A 17,380-nucleotide genomic window follows, 5' to 3' on the forward strand; every position below is an offset into this window, starting at 1 on the left:
GGAGGGGGCCTCCCCCTATCTGTCCCACATGAAACGCCGTGACCTCTTCGCCGCGGGCTTCGGCCTGGTCTCCTTCGCCGCATCGGCCCAACGGGCTGAAGCCCAGCAGGGGGTCATCCGCACCCATGCACTGTCCCTGCTCGGCGAGCCGGCGCTGCCGGCAGATTTTCCCTACTTCCCCTGGGTGAACCCCGACGCGCCCAAGGGCGGCGAGGTGGCGCTGACGGCGCTGGGCAGCTTCGACAGCTTCAACCCCTTCATCCTGCGCGGCACCTCGGCCGTGGGGATCGCGAATCTCTACGACAGCCTGCTGATGGACAGCCCGGACGAGGCCAGCACGGAATACGCGCACCTCGCCTCGGCGATCGAGCTGCCGGCCGACCGCATGGGCGTCACCTTCGAGATCCGCGAGGGCGCCCGCTGGCACGACGGCCGCGCCATCACGGCCGACGACGTGGTCTGGACCTTCAACACGCTGCGGACCCAGGGCCGGCCCTTCTACCGCGCCTATTGGGCCGACGTGACGGAGGTGGTGGCGGACGGCCCACGCCGCGCCGTCTTCCGCTTCCGCAGCAACGAGAATCGCGAGCTGGCGCTGATCCTCGGCCAGATCGCCGTCATGCCGAAGCACTGGTGGGAGGGCCGCGATTTTTCGCGCCCATCGCTCGACGTGCCGCTCGGCTCCGGCCCCTTCCGCATCGAGCGCTTCGAGCCCGGGCGCAGCGTGGTCTATCGCCGCGTGGACGGCTACTGGGCGCGCGACCTCCCCACGAAGCGCGGTACCAACAATTTCGACGTCCTGCGCTACGAGTACTTTCGGGACACCACCGTCGATTTCGAGGCGTTCAAGGCCGGCCAGATCGACTTCCGCACCGAGAACACGGCCCGCAACTGGGCCACGGGCTACGATTTTCCGGCCGTGCGCCGCGGCCTCGTGAAGCGCGACGAGATCCGCCACGAGCGGCCGACCGGCATGCAGGCCTTCGTGATGAACCTGCGCCGCCCGCTCTTCCAGGACGCGCGGGTGCGCGAGGCGCTGGGCCAGGTCTTCGACTTCGAATGGCTGAACGCCAATATCTTCAACGGCCTCTATACCCGTACGACGAGCTTCTTCTCCAACAGCGAGCTCGCCTCCTCCGGCCTGCCGACGGGCAAGGAGCTCGCGGTGCTGGAGCCCTTCCGGTCGCAACTGCCCGATACGGTCTTCACCGTCGAATCGCGCCTCCCCACCACCGACGGCAGCGGCAACAACCGCGAGGGGCTGCGCCGCGCGCTCGACCTCATGCGCCAGGCCGGCTGGACCATCCGCGACCGGCGGCTGGTCAACGCCCAGGGCCAGCGCTTCGAGTTCGAGATCCTGCTGAACGGCCCCACCTTCGAGCGCATCGCCCTGCCCTATGTGCAATGGCTCCAGCGCCTCGGCGTGGAGGCGCGGGTGCGCACGGTGGACCCCGCGCAGTACCAGGTCCGCACCGACGCCTTCGACTACGACATGACGGTGGACGTGATCCCGCAGTCGCTTTCGCCCGGCAACGAGCAGCGCGACTTCTTCACCTGCGAGAAGGCGCGGGAGAACGGCTCCCAGAATGTCGCCGGCATCTGCTCGCCGGTGATCGACGCGCTGGTGGAGCTGGTGGTCACCGCGCCGGACCGCGAGGAGCTGATCGCCCGCACGCACGCGCTGGACCGGGTGCTGCTGAACGGCGCCTTCGTGATCCCGCAATGGCACCTGCGCGCCTTCTGGATCGCCTATTGGAACCGCTTCGGCCGCCCCGCGCGCAACCCGAAGTACGGGCTGGGCTTCGACACCTGGTGGATCGACCCGGCGCTCGACCGGGCGCTGGCCGAGGCCAAGCGGACATTGTGAAGTAGCGAGCTGTGACCGCTTATCTCTTCCGGCGCCTGCTGCTGATTGTGCCGACGCTGTTCGGCATCATCCTCATCAACTTCGCCATCGTGCAGTTCGCGCCTGGCGGGCCGGTCGAGCAGATGATCGCGGAGATCCGCGGCCAGGGGCAGACGCTGGGCCGCCTCACCGGCGAGGGCGGGGGCGAGACACGGCCGCAATCCACGTCGAGCGGCTCCGAGGGCAGCACCTCCACCTATCGCGGCGCGCGCGGGCTCGATCCGGCCGTGGTGCGCGAGATCGAGCGCGCCTTCGGCTTCGACAAGCCCGCCTATGTGCGCTTCGGCGAGATGCTCTGGGGCTATCTGCGCTTCGACTTCGGCCGCTCGCTCTTCCGCGACCGGCCGGTCTGGGACCTGATGCTGGAGAAGATGCCCGTCTCCATCTCGCTCGGCCTCTGGTCCACGCTGATCATCTACCTGATCTCCATCCCGCTCGGCATCCGCAAGGCGGTGCGCGACGGCTCGCGCTTCGACCTCTGGACCAGCGCGGTGGTGCTGGTGGGCTATGCGATCCCGGGATTTTTATTCGCCATCATGCTGGTGGTGCTCTTCGCCGGCGGCAGCTTTTTTCAATGGTTCCCGCTGCGAGGGCTCACCAGTTCCGGCAGCGAGGGCTGGCCCTTCTGGGAGCGTGCGGTGGACTACGCCTGGCATATGGTGCTGCCCACGATCACGCTGGTGATCGGCGGCTTCGCCGGGCTGACGATGCTGACGAAAAACTCCTTCCTGGAGGAGATCAACAAGCAGTACGTGCTGACGGCGCGGGCCAAGGGCGCGGGCGAGCAGCGCGTGCTCTACGGGCATGTCTTCCGCAACGCGATGCTCATCATCATCGCGGGCTTTCCCTCGGCCTTCATCAGCATCCTCTTCACCGGCGCGCTTCTGGTGGAGATCATCTTCTCGCTCGACGGGTTGGGGCTGCTGGGCTTCGAATCCGCGATCCGGCGCGACTACACGGTGATGTTCGGCACGCTCTACATCTTCACCCTGCTCGGGCTGGTGATGCAGATCGTGAGCGACTTCACCTACACGCTGGTGGACCCGCGCATCGACTTCGAGGCGAGACGCTGATGGGCGGCCTGCCGATCTCCTTCGCTCCGCTTCGGAGGCAGGACGCATGATGCGCGGCCCGCCGATCTTCCTCGCTGCGCTCATCAGGCGGGACGCGAAATGATCCTGTGGAAGCAGGAAGACGGCTCGGTCCTCGCGACCCCGCAGCCCGCCCATGCGGTCCTCTCCGGCCAGCTCATGCGCGTGCTGGCCGATCCGCCCGATCCCCTCGAGCCCGTCGTCACCGCAGCCGCGCAGCATGACTGCGGCTGGATGCGCTGGGAGGCCGATCCGGAGTTCGACGCGAGCACCGGCCTGCCCTTCGCCTTCAACGCGCTCTCCGGCGCGCAGCACGTGCCGATGTGGGAATCCGGCGTGCGCCTCGCCTTGGCGAGCTGGGGGCTGTGGCCCGGCCTGCTGATCCTGCGGCACGGCTCCTTCATCTATCGCCTGGGCATCGAGCACCAGCGCATGGCGCCCGGCGACGAAAGCCTGATCGCCATGCAGGGCTACATCGATCGCGAGAAGGCGTGGAGCGCGTCGCTCGCGGAACGGCTCGGCGTCACGGAGGCGCAGGTCGCCGCCAACGCGAGGAAGCTGGCCCTGGTGGACGCGATCGCGCTCGGTCTCTGCTGGGGCCGCGACCCCTTCGACTGCGGCGGGACGAAGCTGAAGCGCTCCTCGCCCTTCGAGGCGACACTCGATCCCTGGCCGCTTTCGGTGCCGGAGATCACGCTGGAGACGGAGGCGCTGCGCCTCAAGCCCCGCTATTCCGACAGCGGGGAGATGCGGTCCGGCCTCGCCGAGGCTCCGCGCATCCCCTTGCGATTCCGGCTGACGCCGGCATGAAGCTCTCGCCGCTGAACCGCCGCCGCATGGCGAATTTCCGCGCCAACAAACGCGGCTACGTCTCGCTGATTCTCTTCACGATCCTCTTCGTCCTCACCCTCTTCGCGGAGCTGCTGGCCAATGACCGCCCGCTCGTCGCGAAGGTGGATGGGCACTGGCGCTTCCCTGTCCTCGTCGAATACGCGGAGAGCGACATCGTTCCCGACGGCCTCCCCACCCAGGTCGACTGGCACGACCCGGAATTCATGCGCGAGGTCGAGCAGCGCGGCTGGGTGGTCTGGCCGCCCATCCGCTACAGCTACGCGACGGTGGTGACCGGGCTGACCGTCCCCGCGCCCTCGCCCCCCAGCTGGCAGAACGTCCTGGGCACCGACGACCAGGCGCGCGACGTGATGGCGCGCGTGATCTACGGCTTCCGCATCTCCGTGCTCTTCGGCTTCACGCTGACCTTCTTCGCCTCGATCATCGGCGTCGCGGCCGGGGCCGTGCAGGGCTATTACGGCGGCTGGACGGACCTGCTCTTCCAGCGCTTCATCGAGATCTGGTCGGGGATGCCGCAGCTCTTCCTGCTCATCATCCTGAGCAGCGTCATCGAGCCGAGCTTCTGGACCCTGCTGCTCTTCCTGCTGCTCTTCTCCTGGATGGGCCTCGTCGGCGTTGTGCGCGCCGAGTTTTTGCGCGGCCGCAACCTCGACTACGTGCGCGCGGCCCGGGCGCTCGGCGTCGGAGACGGGCGGCTGATGTTCCAGCACATCCTGCCCAATGCCATGGTGGCGACGCTGACCTTCCTGCCCTTCATCCTCTCGGGCTCGGTGACGGTGCTCTCCACCCTCGACTTCCTGGGCTTCGGCCTGCCGCCCGGCTCGCCCTCGCTGGGCGAGCTGCTGAGCCAGGGGAAGAACAACCTCCAGGCGCCGTGGCTGGCCTTCACCGGCTTCGCCGTGCTGGGCGGGGTGCTGACCCTGCTGATCTTCGTCGGCGAAGCCGTGCGCGACGCCTTCGATCCACGCAAGCTCCCCGGAGGCGGCAGATGAGCTTGCTCGAAGTCCAGAATCTCTCGGTCGCCTTCCGCGGACAGCGCGTGGTGCAGGGGGTCAGCTTCCACGTCGACCCGGGCGAGGTCGTCGCCCTGGTCGGCGAGAGCGGCTCGGGAAAGTCCGTCACCGCGCTTTCCATCCTGCAGCTCCTCGCCAACACGGGCTCCAACCCCGAGGGCCGCATCATCCTCGATGGCGTGGACGTGCTGAAGGCCGGCGACGGCGAGCTCCGCCGCCTGCGCGGCGGCACGGCCGGCATGGTCTTCCAGGAGCCCATGACCTCGCTCAACCCGCTGCATAGCATCGGGCGCCAGGTCGGCGAGGCCATCACGCTCCACCGTCCGCTGCGCGGCGCCGTGCTGCGGAAGGCCGTCATCGACACGCTGATCCGCGCCGGCCTGCCCAATGCGGAGGAGCGCCTGGCCGCCTATCCGCACCAGCTCTCCGGCGGGCAGCGGCAGCGCGTGATGATCGGCGCCGCGCTGGCCAACGAGCCCAAGCTGCTCATCGCCGACGAGCCGACCACCGCGCTCGACGTCACCATCCAGGCGCAGATCCTGGAGCTCCTGGCCGACCTCAAGAAGCGGCTCGGCATGGCCATGCTGCTCATCACCCACGACCTGCAGATCGTCCGCCGCCATGCCGATCGCGTCGTCGTGATGAAGGATGGCGCCGTGGTGGAGCAGGGCACGGTCGAGACCGTCTTCGCCGACCCCAAGCATCCCTACACGCGCATGCTGCTCGCCACCGAGCCGCGCGGCCGCCCCGCCCCCGTCGCTGATGATGCGCTCGAGGTGATGGAGGGCGACCAGGTCCGCGTCCACTTTCCCATCCGCAAGGGCTTTCTGCGCCGCACCGTCGCCGTGGTGAAGGCGGTGGACGGGGTGGACGTCTCGGTGCGCGAGGGCGAGACGCTCGGCCTCGTTGGCGAGAGCGGCAGCGGCAAGACCACGCTTGGCCTCGCCCTCATCCGCATGGAGGGCAGCGAGGGCGTCATCCGCTTCGAGGGCCGCAACATCCAGGGCCTCACGCGGGGCGAGCTCCGGCCACTGCGCGCGCGGATGCAGATCGTCTTCCAGGACCCTTACGGCTCGCTCTCGCCGCGCATGAACGCCGGCGAGATCGTGGGCGAGGGCCTGACCGTCCACGAACCCGGCCTCAATGCCGCGGGCCGCGCGATCCGTGTCGGGCAGGCGCTGGAGGAGGTCGGCCTCGATCCGGCCATGGCCGAGCGCTACCCGCATGAATTCTCCGGCGGCCAGCGCCAGCGCATCGCCATTGCGCGCGCGTTGGTGCTGAAACCGCGCCTCGTGGTGCTGGACGAGCCGACCAGCGCGCTCGACGTCAGCGTGCAGGCCCAGGTGGTGGAGCTGCTGCGCGGCCTGCAGGAGCGCCATCGGCTGGCCTATCTCTTCATCAGCCACGACCTGCGCGTGGTGCGCGCCATGGCGCATCGCATCATCGTCATGAAGAACGGCCGGATCGTCGAATCCGGCGAGGCGGAGGCCCTTACCCAAAACCCCCGCGAGCCCTATACGCGCGCCCTGATGGCCGCCGCCTTCGAGCTGCGCGCGGCCGAGGGGCACGGCCACAGTTGAGCGAAACGGAAGACCATCCCTGGTCCGGCCAGGAACGCCAGAAGCTGCAGGAGCTGATGGATCAGGAGCACGTGAAGCTCGGCATCCACATCCGGAAGATGAACTCGCCCGGCAGCCCGGTGTACCGCACCTCCGAGAACGTGGTGCCGGCCGCGGCGATCCTCGTCAGCTCCTTCGCCGCCACAGCGCTGATCCACTTCTATGTCGGCGCCGTGATCCTGGCGGTGGGCTGCACCTGGTGGGTGTGGAAGATCCTGCCGCAGATCCGCGAGGCGGTCTTCCTGCGCTCCTCCGCCTATGTGCTGGAGAGCGACGCCAACTTCGACCAGATGTGGGCGCGCGGCATGCTGAGCCTCTACGCCAAGCTGCCCGACGGCACCGAGCGCGCCGCCACGCGCCGCGACGACTGGCGCGCCTTCGTCCGCTCCCTCCACGGAATCTTCTGATGGCCATCCTGCTCTGCACCAAGACCTCCGCCATGAACGACTGGCGGGACGCGCTGCTGGCCGAGGATCCCTCGCTGGAGATCCGCCTCTTTCCCGAGGCCGGCGACCCCGCCGACATCGAGGCCGCCGTCTGCTGGAACCAGCACGACATGGCGGAGCTGCGGCGCTATCCGAACCTGAAGCTCATCGTCTCCATGGGCGCCGGCGTGGACCACCTGCTGCGGCCGCCCGGGCCGCCGCCGGGCATTCCGGTGGCGCGGCTGAAGGACCATCGCCTCACCACCGGCATGACGGAGTTCGTCGTGCTGAACGTGCTGCGCTTCCACCGGCAGGACCTGGAATACCGCGCGCAGCAGGCCGAGCGCGTGTGGAACGAGCTGCCCGCGCCGGACACGGCGAAGCGCCGCATCGGCATTCTCGGCCTCGGTGAGCTGGGCGCCGCCTCGGCACGCGCGCTGCTGTCCTTCGGCTTCCCGGTCTCCGGCTGGACGCGCACGCCGCGCGAGGTCGAGGGCGTGCAGGGCTTCCACGGCGCGGACGGGCTGGATGCCATGCTGCGCCAGACGAACATCCTCTGCTGCCTCCTGCCGCTGACGCCGCAGACGCGCGGCGTGATCAATGCACGCACGCTGGCGCTGCTGCCGCCCGGAGCCTTCGTGATCAACTCGGCGCGCGGTGGGCACGTGGTGGCCGAGGATCTGCTGGCGGCGCTGGATTCGGGCCAAATCGCGGCGGCGGCGCTCGACGTCTTCGAGCCGGAACCGCTGCCGGCGGAGCATCCCTTCTGGAGGCATCCGCGCGTGCTGGTCTGGCCGCACGCCTCAGCGATCACGATCCCGTCGAGCGCCGCACCGCAGGTGGTGGAGAATCTGCGCCGGGCACGCGAGGGGCGCGAGCTGATCAACCTCGTGGACTTTTCCGCGGGGTACTGACGCGGGGCGGAGCCGCGGCCCTTCTCAGGCGGCGAATTCTTCCTGCTGCACCTGAGGCGAAATGATCCCCTCCGCCTCCGACATCGTCTGCCGCAGCTCGCGGAGGAAGATCGCGCCCTTCAGCGTCCGCTGCACGAGCACGCTGCGCCGGTCCATCGGGTCCACCTTGCGGCGCGCGAGGTCCAGCTCGCCCAGCCGGTCCAGCGCGCGGGTGATCGCCGGTTTCGACACGTTGAGGTCCAGCGCCAGCCCGCGCACCGTGTGCGGCCCGGGGCTCAGATAGACCGTCAGGAACACGCCCAGCTGGCGGGCGGAGAGGTCGGGTCCGTCGCGGCGGACCAGCGCCACCGTCGTGTCCCGCAGGATCCCGACGAGCTGGTCCGGGTTGATCTGGACAGTCATGGCACCTTTCCTTCTTCGCGCCGTGGACCGGAGGCCACTTCGGAGCCCGGAACGGTCCGAGCCCGAAACACGACGTTGAAATGTCCCAAAATCTGGGAAGCGAGGCCCATATATAGGCTCAGAACGGCAACGAATTGCAAGAATTTCATTTTGCCGTAGTGACCAGACAAATCGTTACGGAGATGGCTTTTCCGGAAATCCGAGGAACCTGCCGATTCCCGCCAGCGCCGCGCGCAGGCCGGTCGCCTCGCCGCCCTCGGGGCGGCCGGGCCGGTTGGCATCGTTCCAGGCATAGAGATCGAGGTGTCCCCAAGGGATTCCCTCGGGCACGAAGCGCTTCATGAACAGGGCCGCGACGATGGCGCCGGCCATCGGCCGCGTGGAGACGTTGTTGAGGTCCGCGACCCCGCTGTCGAGCCAACCCGCATAACCATCGTGCAATGGAAGGCGCCAGAGCGGATCGCCCGCCTCCAGCCCACCGGCCAGCAGGGCACCCGCCAGAGCATCATCGTTGCAGAACAGCGCGGGAAGGTCCGGCCCCAGCGCCACGCGCGCGGCGCCGGTCAGCGTGCAGCCGTTGAGGATCAGTTGCGGCCCATGCTCGCCGGCATAGGTCAGCAGATCCGACAGGACGAGCCGGCCCTCGGCATCCGTATTGCCGATCTCGACGGTGAGGCCCTTGCGCGTGCGGATCACGTCCAGCGGCCGGAAAGCCTCGCCGGAGATGCTGTTCTCCACCGCGCCGACCAGCAGCAGCAGTCGGATGGGCGCCTGCGCCGCCATCAGCGCCTCGGCCAGGCCGAGCATGACCGCGGCGCCGCCCATGTCCTTCTTCATCCGCAGCATGCCCGAGGGCGGCTTGAGGTCGAGCCCGCCCGTGTCGAAGCACACGCCCTTGCCGCAAAGCGCGACCAGCGGCGCGTCCTCCGCGCCCCATTCCAGCACGGCGACGCGTGGTGCCCGCGGGCTCCCCTGGCCGACGGCATAGACGGCGGGAAAGCCCGTCCGCAGCGCGTCGCCCTCGATGATCCGGAAGCGCGCGCCATGCGCCGCGGCGACCTCGCCGACCGCCTCCGCCAGCTCGGCCGGGCCGAGGTGGTTGGCCGGCGCGTTGATCAGGTCCCGCGCGCGCCAGATGGCGGCGGCCTGCGCCTGCGCGCCCTCGCTGCCCTCCGGCGCCACGAGCCGCGCCGGCGCCCGCTTGCCGGCCTTGAAGCGCGTGTAGCGATAGGCGCCCAGGCACCAGCCTAACGTGGCCTGGAAGGCGTCGCCGCCCTTCAGCACCCAGCTGGTGCCCTCGGGCAGGCCATAGGGCAGGACGCCGTAGCCCTCCGCCGTCTTCGGCGCCCCGAACAAGACCCCGGCGATCCCGCCTTCGCCCGGCAGCAGCGCGATCTCGCCTGGCTTGCCGGAAAAGCCTGAGGCCTTCGCGAAGCCCGCGCCCGGCAGATCCTCCCAGCCCTCGGGCGTGACGACATGAAGCGGCAGCGCGTCGGCGCCGGCAGGGACGAGGCAGGGCAGCATGACGAAGGTTCCTCCGATGCATAACGTTGGGGCCAGTCATGCAACCGGACAACCCGGATTGCCGAACGGCGTCGCGCACGCCACATCGGCCTCCATGCAAACATCCCCAAACGACATGATCGGGTGGCACGGCACCACGATCCTCTGCGTCCGCCGCGACGGAAAGGTCGCCATGGCGGGCGATGGCCAGGTTTCGATCGGCCAGACCGTGGTCAAGAACAATGCCCGCAAGGTGCGGCGCATCGCCCAGGGCAAGGTGATCGCCGGCTTCGCGGGCGCCACCGCCGACGCCTTCACGCTGCTGGAGCGCCTCGAGGCCAAGCTCGAGCGCTTCCCCGACCAGCTCGAGCGCGCCTGCGTCGAGCTGGCGAAGGACTGGCGCACCGACCGCTACCTGCGCCGCCTCGAGGCGCTGCTGGCGGTGGCCGACAAGGACCGCTCCCTGCTGCTCACCGGCCAGGGCGACGTGCTGGAGCCGGAAGACTCCCTCATCGGCATCGGCTCCGGCGGCAACTACGCGCTGTCCGCCGCCCGCGCGCTGATGACGGTGGACGGCATCAGCGCCGAGGAGATCGCGAAGCGCTCGATGAAGATCGCCGCGGATATCTGCGTCTACACCAACGGCAACTTCATCCTGGAGACCCTCGGCTGATGAGCGACGTCATCACCGCACCGGAGACGGTGAACCTCTCCCCGCGCGAGATCGTCAGCGAGCTCGACCGCTTCATCATCGGCCAGCACGACGCCAAGCGCGCCGTGGCCATCGCGCTGCGCAACCGCTGGCGCCGCCAGCAGCTCCCCGACTCCTGGCAGGAGGAGGTGGTGCCGAAGAACATCCTGATGATCGGCCCCACCGGCTGCGGCAAGACGGAGATCGCGCGGCGGCTCGCCAAGCTCGCCAACGCGCCCTTCCTCAAGGTCGAGGCCACGAAGTTCACCGAGGTCGGCTATGTCGGCCGCGACGTGGAATCCATCGTGCGCGACCTGGTGGAGGCCTCGATCGTCCAGACGCGCGAGGCCGCGCGCAAGGGCGTCCAGGCCAAGGCCGAGCTGCATGCCGAGGAGCGACTGATCACCGCGCTCACCGGCGAGGCGGCTCAAGGCGACACGAAGCAGAAGTTCCGCAAGATGCTCCGCGAGGGGCAGCTGGAGACGCGGGAGATCGAGATCGAGGTCACCGAGGCGCCCGGCACGCCCATCGGCATGATGGACATGCCCGGCATGCCGCCCGGCCAGATGCAGAACATGCAGGAGATGTTCGGCAAGATGTTCGGTGGCCGCGCCAAGCCCCGGAAGATGACCGTCGCCGCGGCCCGCGAGGCGCTGACCCGCGAGGAGGCGGACAAGCTGCTCGACCAGGAGCAGCTGACCCGCGCCGCCGTGCAGAACGCCGAGAACAACGGCATCGTCTTCCTCGACGAGATCGACAAGATCGCGCGTTCCAGCGAGGGCGGCGTGCGCGGCGGCGATGTCTCCCGCGAGGGCGTGCAGCGCGACCTGCTGCCGCTCATCGAGGGCACGACGGTCAACACGCGGCACGGCCCGGTGCGCACGGACTACATCCTCTTCGTGGCCAGCGGCGCCTTTCATCTCTCCAAGCCGTCGGACCTGCTGCCCGAGCTGCAAGGGCGCCTGCCGATCCGCGTGGAGCTGAAGGCGCTGACCCGCGAGGATTTCCGCCGGATCCTCACCGAGCCGGAGCACTCGCTGCTCAAGCAGGCGACGGCGCTGATGGGCACGGAAGGCGTGGAGCTGAGCTTCGAGGCCGGGGCCGTCGATGCGCTGGCCGATCTCGCCGCCGAGATCAACGCGACTGTGGAGAACATCGGCGCGCGGCGGCTCTCGACGGTGCTGGAGCGGCTGCTGGAGGAGATCAGCTTCTCCGCCAGCGACAAGCGCGGCGAGAGCGTGACGGTGGATGCCGCCATGGTGAAGGACCGCGTCGCAAGCCTCGCGGCCAGCGCCGACCTGTCGCGCTACATACTTTAGCCGGCCCTCAGACGCCGGGCGCGCGCTTGGCTTCGCCGCGCCACTCGACCGCCATTGCCGCGGTTGAGTGGGCGGCGCCGGTCGTACCTGCGGCCGGATGGCTCTCGACAGCAGGCGCGCAAGGTTCCTCTTGCGCGCTTTTTTACCGCGTCGGCATGGCGTAGAGCAGCCCGCCGCGCGTCCATTGGTCGTTCAGCCCGCGGTCCATGCCGATGATCGAGCCGCGGCCCAGGTTGCGCTCGAAGATCTCGCCGTAATTGCCGACAGCTGCGATCATCCGCGCCGCCCAGGTGTTGGGCAGGCTGTAGGCCCGGCCAAGGTCGGATTCGACGCCCAGCAGGCGCCGAACCCGCCAGTCCGAATGGGTCAGGTTCTGCGTCAGGTTCTGCGAGGTGACGCCGAAAGCCTCGGCCTCGATCAGCGCCTGGCCGGCCCAGACGATCATGTCCCGCCAGAGCTCGTCGCCGGCCCGCACCCAGGGCGTCAGCGGCTCGGCGGAGATGATCTCGGGCAGCACCACCCAGCGGCTCGGATCCTGGAAGTCCGTCACGCGGCGGGCGGCGAGTGCGCCGCCGTCGGCGGCGAAGGCCTGGCATTCGCCGTTGATCATGGCGGCCACCACCTGCGGCTGGCTGTCGAAGCGCCGCACCGTCCAGTTGATGGAGTGGCGCCGCTGGAAGCCGTCGAGGTTGTCGGCCGCGCCGCCCTGCTGCCCCTCGGCACCGGCCCAGCAGACCGTGCGCCCGCCCAGCTGGCGGGGGCTGGAGATGCCCATGGTGCGCGGCACCAGGAAGGCCATGCCGTCGTAGAAGAGCACCGGACCTGCCGTCACCGGGCGGCCGGAATCGCGGCTCATCGTCGCGGTGGTGTTGCGCACCAGCAGGTCGACCTGCCGGTTGGCGAGGGCGTCGAGCCCCCCTTCCGGCGTCGCCTGGTTGACGAAGCGGACCTTGCTCGCGTCGCCCAGCACGGCGGCGGCGATGGCGCGGCAGAAGTCGGCGTCGAAGCCGCGCATCGTCCCCTGCGGGTCGGGCGCCGAGAAGCCCGGCAGCACGCCGTTCACGCCGCAGATGAGCGTCCCGCGCGCCTTCACCTGATCCAGGGTCGAGCCGCCCGCGGCCGGGCGGGCCGGCGCGGATGCCTGCGGCCGCGGCGCCTGGGCCAGGGCCGGCGTGGCCGGCACGGCGGCGAGGCCGAGGGCGACGCCCAGGGTGGCGAGGCCGAGGGCGGCGCCCCGAGCGGCGAAGGAACGTCGCATGGCGGAAATCCTTGTTGGGGTCTTGTCTTGCATGTTCGGGGTCAGCAGCCGGAGGCCACCACGCGGCACTGCACGCCCGGGCCCTCAGCCCGACGGCAGGCCTGCATGGCCGCCGCCTCGGCGGCCGCCTTGTCGGCGCCCTGGCCGGTGGTGGCCAGGTTCAGCACCTGGGTGGAGATGTCGGAGGTCATGACCATCGCACGCGGATGGCGGCTGATGGCCATGGCGACGGCGCCGCACTGGTTCACCAACTCGCCCTGGAACTTGCAGGGGACGCGGCCGGCCATGGCCTGGCAGGCGCGGACCGCGCGCATGTTGATCTCGAGCCGGTCCGGCGAGCCGTTGGCGAAGCCGTAGGCCGGGACCGGATTGTCCGTGAAGTACATGGCGCCGAAGCGCGAGTTAGCCGGAAGCGCCGCCGAAAGCTGGGTGCCGACCTCGATGCCCTGGCCCGAGACGCAGCGCGACACGCACATGTTCTGGCCCGCGGCGGGCTGGGTCGCGCAGGTGGCGCGGCAAGCGGCCTCGCTGGCCCCGCGCCCGCCCGAGGCGGTGGCCATCGCCATGGCCGCGGCCACCGGCTGGAAGCAGGGTCCGCCCTGCGGCAGCGGCGCGGCTGCGCCGCAGCGCAGGAAAGCCGCGCCGGCGAAGCGCTCGGCCGGCAGGCGCGCCCGATAGGTCGAGCCGTCGCCGCAGCGCATGTCCCAATAGGAGGTGCGGCTGGCGTCGAAGCCGGCGTGATAGGCGAGGATCACAATGTTGCAGGCGTCGCCCTGGCCGCGCAGGGCCTGGAGCATGGCCTGCCGCCGCTCCAGGTCGGTGCGGGACTGCAGTGCGTCGTGGGTCGGATTACCGGTCTGCGCCATGGCGGGCATCGCCAGGCCCAGCAGCAGGGCGAGGCACATAAACCAGCCGGCCCAGCGCCCTGGCCAGCCGCCACCCACTCCTGCGCGCATATATGCGTTCTCCGGCAACCTATATGCGTCATTAACCTTCCCAACCGGCGCAAAGGCAAGGGGCCGTTAGACCTTTCCCCCGCCCGGGGTCTGGGATATGGGCGAAGTCACTCAGTCTTAATCCTCCGGAGGCAAACGCTCATGAATCGTCGTCTCGTCCTCGGCGCGGCCGCTGGCGCTGCTCCGGCCGCGCTTGCGGCACCCGCCCTCGCCCAATCCCTGCCGGAGCTGCGCTGGCGCTTTCAGTCGAGCTTCCCCCGCAACCTCGACGTGCTCTTCGGCACGGCGGAGAAGGTCGCGGCCCGCGTCGCCGCGCTGACCGAGAATAAGTTCCGCATCCAGGCCTTCCAGGCGGGCGAGATCGTCCCGGGCCTGCAGGTGCTCGACGCGGTGCAGGCCGGCACCATCGAGTGCGGCCACACCGCCACCTACTGGTATATCGGCAAGGAGCCGGGCTTCGCCTTCTTCACGGCCGTGCCCTTCGGCCTCAACACCCGGCAGATGACGGCCTGGCTGCGCCATGGTGGCGGCAACCAGCTCGCCGACGCGCTGCTCGCGGAATACAACTGCGTCGGCATCCCCTGCGGCGACACGGGCGCGCAGATGGGCGGCTGGTTCCGCCAGGAGATCCGCACCCAGCAGGACGTGCAGGGGCTGAAGTTCCGCATCTCTGGCCTCGCCGGCGAGGTCTTCAAGCGGATGGGCGCGAACCCCACCCTGGTCGCCCCGGCCGACATCTACCCGGCGCTGGAGCGCGGCACGATCGACGCCACCGAGTTCACGGGCCCGCATGACGACGAGCGTCTCGGCTTCCACCGCGTCGCCCGCTACTACTACGCGCCGGGCTTCTTCGAGCCCTGCGCGCGCCTGCACATGCTGATCAACAAGCGCGCCTATGAGGGGCTTCCCGCCCTCTACAAGGAGGCGCTCGCCGTCGCCTGCGCCGAGGCGGACAGCGAGATGGTCAGCCGTTACGACCACCTGAACCCGATCGCGCTGCGCCGCCTGGTCGCGGCCGGCGCGCAGCTGCGCTTCTACTCGCGCGAGATCCTGCAGCTCGCCTGGCGCTCGAACGAGGCGCTGATGGCGGATCTCTCGAACCAGAACCCCCGCTTCAAGACCATCTGGGACGCCTACCGTCCCTATCGCGGCGAGCTGTTCCAGTGGTTCCGCGTGGCCGAGAACAGCTACGACAACTTCGCCTTCGCCGCCGCCGCCGGATAAATCCGGCAGCGGTTGTCTTTCGTCCTCAAACGGCGGGCGGCGGCTCCGCCGCCTTGCCTTCGCCGAGCCGCCGAATTACCCGGTCGCGCGGCGGGTTGGGCGGCGCCGGCCGCATGCGCGACCGGACGCTTCAAAGGCGTGGCTTCTTCCGCATTCGGCCCCGCTCCCGGCACTTGTCGCATCGCACGCCGCGGACCAGCCTGACCGCATGCACCCGGAACACTTCACCCGCCGGATTCCCGAGGGCGAGGATCGCGAGCGCCTCGTCTGCGGCGATTGCGGCTTCATCGCCTACGAGAATCCCAAGATCGTCGTCGGCAGCGTCGTCGCCGAGGACGGCCGCATCCTGCTCTGCCGCCGGGCGATCGAGCCCCGCCGCGGATATTGGACGCTCCCCGCCGGATACATGGAACTCGGCGAGACGGTCGAGGAGGGCACGCGGCGCGAAGCCTGGGAAGAAGCACGGGCCAAACTTGAACTGGATGGGATTCTTGCCATTTATTCCATTGCCAGAATCGGTCAGGTGCAGATCATCTATCGCGCGCGTCTGGCTGAACCCGGCTTTTCGCCGGGACCGGAAAGCCTTGATGTCCGGTTCTTCGCTTGGGGGGATATCCCTTGGGACGACCTTGCCTTTCCTTCGGTGCGCTGGGCCTTGCGGGCCTGGGCCGAAGGCGGAACGACCATAGCCGGCAACCCGCCGCAGGATTCGCGCGGGACCGCTGGGCTCTGACCCTGTTCGTTTCGATCACAGCCGCATTCGGCTCCGCAGCCGCGCCATCGGCCCAAGGTATCGATACACGGGGCGTGGACACCCAGGTCCGCATCGAGGCGCCGCGCGCGGCGCCGGCCCGTCCGCGTCCCCGGCCCACCGACCCGCGGGACCGCGCCTTCATGGACGGCGGCATCCCCTCGACCCCGGGCTTCTCCGGCTTCGGCCAGCGTCAGCCCGCTCCCGCGCCGCAGGCCGAGCTCGCTCCGCGACCGAACATCGACCTGGAATATCGGCCGGCCCAGATCGACCCGCCGAATGTCGCGACGATCAGCCCCACGCTCATCAACCCAGCGCTTCCGGGCCGCGGCGCCGCGGCCGATGGCGCCGTGAACCAGCGCGAGCAGCGTTTCCTGCAGAACCCCGCAGCCGGCGCGCGCTTCAGCGTGCCCATGACCTGGTAGCGAGGCCCCTCGCCCCAGCCGGCGCCATGGGCTATGCCTCGCCGACCTTCGGAGGAAGACTGATGATGCGCAGCACGGCCTGGATGGCGCTCACCGCCTTCGCCCTTCTCGCGGCCTTCCCCGCCTTCGCGCCCCCGGCTTCTGCCCAGGGCATGCTCGGCAGCGGCCGCACCACGGCGCGACCGCCGCCGGACCAGCGCCCCCGCGAACCCGCGCCCGCCCTTCCGGGCGTGGCCGCGCAGCGCGGCGTGGCGCCCATCCCGGCCGAGACGCCGCCCTCGGCCATGAACCCGAACGACGCGCTCTTCGACGGCATCGCCCGCGGCGACATCCAGACCGTCCGCGACGCCGTGGCGCGCGGCGCCGACGTGAACGCGCGCAACGCGCTCGGTCTGACCGCGGTGGATTCCGCGGTGGATCGCGGGCGGTCCGACATCATGTTCTACCTGCTCTCGATGCGCGGCTCGGGCAGCTCACCGCCGCCGGAGCGGTCCGCGCCCGATCCGCGCGCCCAGCGCGCGGCCGCAGCTGCCGCGGCCGCCGCTGCTCGGTCCCGTCCGGCCCCGGCCTTGGAGGCGGTGCAGACGGCGAGCGGCGCCGGGCGGCTCCCGCAGCTCTGGCAGGCCAATGGTGGCACGCCGCAGCCGTCCATCGGCTTCCTCGGCTTCGATGCCGGCACGCCGGCCGGTGCCGTGCGGCCGGCTTCGGCCGCCTCCGGTGTTCGCCGCGGCCGGAGCTGATCCGGAACAAAACGCGTTCGCGTTAACGGATAGGTAAGGACCTCCAACGCAGATTGTGGGGGCCGGGCGGCGAGATGCCGCGTCGGTTCCGATCCACAAAACGTGCGAGAGGCCTCCTTCGATGATGTGCTTTGTCCCGGGCCCCGGCCCGGCTTCAGGCGGGCCTGCGCCATGAGCGCCCGCCCCCCGCGCGAGACCCCGATCACCACCTCCTTCCGCCGTTGTCGTGCGTATTTTGGTGTGGTGGGTGTGTTCTCGGGCGTGGTGAACCTGCTTCAGCTGACGGTGTCG

The 17,380-nt window shown here is 69.8% G+C and carries 17 protein-coding genes; 13 read left to right on the plus strand and 4 right to left on the minus strand.

Translation table 11 applies throughout. The features are described 5' to 3' along the window. The first annotated feature begins 28 nt into the window (after positions 1–28). The 7 genes from AC1ROY_RS26645 (at position 29) to AC1ROY_RS26675 (ending at position 7,820) form a co-directional block, all read left to right on the plus strand. Positions 29–1,867 (plus strand): extracellular solute-binding protein, encoded by a 1,839-nt coding sequence (locus AC1ROY_RS26645; RefSeq protein ID WP_493151950.1) that lies wholly within the window; start codon positions 29–31, stop codon positions 1,865–1,867. Positions 1,868–1,878: 11 nt separating this feature from the next. Further along, the gene (locus AC1ROY_RS26650; RefSeq protein ID WP_493151951.1) at positions 1,879–2,979 is read left to right on the plus strand and encodes a microcin C ABC transporter permease YejB; all 1,101 of its coding nucleotides are present in this window, start codon (positions 1,879–1,881) and stop codon (positions 2,977–2,979) included. A 99-nt stretch (positions 2,980–3,078) separates the two neighbouring features. Next, a complete protein-coding gene (locus AC1ROY_RS26655) occupies positions 3,079–3,807 on the plus strand; it encodes a DUF3891 family protein (RefSeq protein ID WP_493151952.1) in 729 nt (242 codons plus the stop codon). Continuing rightward, positions 3,804–4,841, plus strand: a complete 1,038-nt coding sequence (locus AC1ROY_RS26660; protein ID WP_493151953.1) for an ABC transporter permease — start codon at positions 3,804–3,806, stop codon at positions 4,839–4,841. Before AC1ROY_RS26655 ends, AC1ROY_RS26660 begins: the two co-directional genes overlap by 4 nt. Then, positions 4,838–6,442 carry an ABC transporter ATP-binding protein gene (locus tag AC1ROY_RS26665; protein WP_493151954.1) on the plus strand — a complete coding sequence of 535 codons (1,605 nt, stop codon included), beginning with the start codon at positions 4,838–4,840 and terminating at the stop codon, positions 6,440–6,442. Before AC1ROY_RS26660 ends, AC1ROY_RS26665 begins: the two co-directional genes overlap by 4 nt. Further along, positions 6,439–6,888, plus strand: a complete 450-nt coding sequence (locus AC1ROY_RS26670; RefSeq protein WP_493151955.1) for a hypothetical protein — start codon at positions 6,439–6,441, stop codon at positions 6,886–6,888. The genes AC1ROY_RS26665 and AC1ROY_RS26670 overlap by 4 nt, the downstream gene beginning before the upstream one ends. Further along, positions 6,888–7,820 (plus strand): 2-hydroxyacid dehydrogenase, encoded by a 933-nt coding sequence (locus tag AC1ROY_RS26675; RefSeq protein ID WP_493151956.1) that lies wholly within the window; start codon positions 6,888–6,890, stop codon positions 7,818–7,820. The genes AC1ROY_RS26670 and AC1ROY_RS26675 overlap by 1 nt, the downstream gene beginning before the upstream one ends. 24 nt (positions 7,821–7,844) lie before the next feature. Here AC1ROY_RS26675 and AC1ROY_RS26680 read toward each other — a convergent pair whose 3' ends face one another. Continuing rightward, positions 7,845–8,222, minus strand: a complete 378-nt coding sequence (locus AC1ROY_RS26680) for a MarR family transcriptional regulator (protein WP_493151957.1) — start codon at positions 8,220–8,222, stop codon at positions 7,845–7,847. A gap of 174 nt (positions 8,223–8,396) precedes the next feature. After that, complete coding sequence (locus AC1ROY_RS26685; RefSeq protein ID WP_493151958.1) at positions 8,397–9,746, minus strand: leucyl aminopeptidase family protein; 1,350 nt, start codon at positions 9,744–9,746, stop codon at positions 8,397–8,399. A gap of 94 nt (positions 9,747–9,840) precedes the next feature. Here AC1ROY_RS26685 and hslV point away from each other — a divergent pair, with 94 nt between their 5' ends. Further along, a complete protein-coding gene (gene hslV / locus AC1ROY_RS26690) occupies positions 9,841–10,398 on the plus strand; it encodes an ATP-dependent protease subunit HslV (protein WP_493151959.1) in 558 nt (185 codons plus the stop codon). Continuing rightward, complete coding sequence (hslU, locus tag AC1ROY_RS26695; protein ID WP_493151960.1) at positions 10,398–11,735, plus strand: ATP-dependent protease ATPase subunit HslU; 1,338 nt, start codon at positions 10,398–10,400, stop codon at positions 11,733–11,735. Before hslV ends, hslU begins: the two co-directional genes overlap by 1 nt. Before the next feature lie 142 nt (positions 11,736–11,877). Here the strand turns inward: hslU and AC1ROY_RS26700 are convergent, their stop codons facing one another. Together AC1ROY_RS26700 and AC1ROY_RS26705 are read right to left on the minus strand one after the other, a co-directional pair. Then, positions 11,878–12,993, minus strand: a complete 1,116-nt coding sequence (locus AC1ROY_RS26700; protein ID WP_493151961.1) for a transporter substrate-binding domain-containing protein — start codon at positions 12,991–12,993, stop codon at positions 11,878–11,880. A gap of 41 nt (positions 12,994–13,034) precedes the next feature. Then, positions 13,035–13,949 (minus strand): hypothetical protein, encoded by a 915-nt coding sequence (locus AC1ROY_RS26705; RefSeq protein WP_493151962.1) that lies wholly within the window; start codon positions 13,947–13,949, stop codon positions 13,035–13,037. A 141-nt stretch (positions 13,950–14,090) separates the two neighbouring features. On the opposite strand from AC1ROY_RS26705, the gene AC1ROY_RS26710 reads away from it, so the two are divergent. The 4 genes from AC1ROY_RS26710 to AC1ROY_RS26725 all read left to right on the plus strand — a co-directional run bounded on the left by AC1ROY_RS26710 (position 14,091) and on the right by AC1ROY_RS26725 (position 17,089). Next, on the plus strand, positions 14,091–15,173 hold the full coding sequence (locus AC1ROY_RS26710; RefSeq protein ID WP_493151963.1) for a TRAP transporter substrate-binding protein: 1,083 nt from the start codon (positions 14,091–14,093) through the stop codon (positions 15,171–15,173). A 208-nt stretch (positions 15,174–15,381) separates the two neighbouring features. Beyond that, entirely contained in the window at positions 15,382–15,906 is a 525-nt protein-coding gene (locus tag AC1ROY_RS26715; RefSeq protein WP_493151964.1) for an NUDIX hydrolase, read from the plus strand. Positions 15,907–15,980: 74 nt separating this feature from the next. Beyond that, entirely contained in the window at positions 15,981–16,349 is a 369-nt protein-coding gene (locus tag AC1ROY_RS26720) for a hypothetical protein (RefSeq protein WP_493151965.1), read from the plus strand. Between the two features lie 62 nt (positions 16,350–16,411). Further along, positions 16,412–17,089: an ankyrin repeat domain-containing protein gene (locus AC1ROY_RS26725; protein WP_493151966.1), complete on the plus strand. Its 678-nt coding sequence runs from the start codon at positions 16,412–16,414 to the stop codon at positions 17,087–17,089. The last annotated feature ends 291 nt before the right edge of the window (positions 17,090–17,380 follow it).

The sequence above is a fragment of the Roseococcus sp. GW821-FHT12F05 genome, assembly GCF_058806835.1.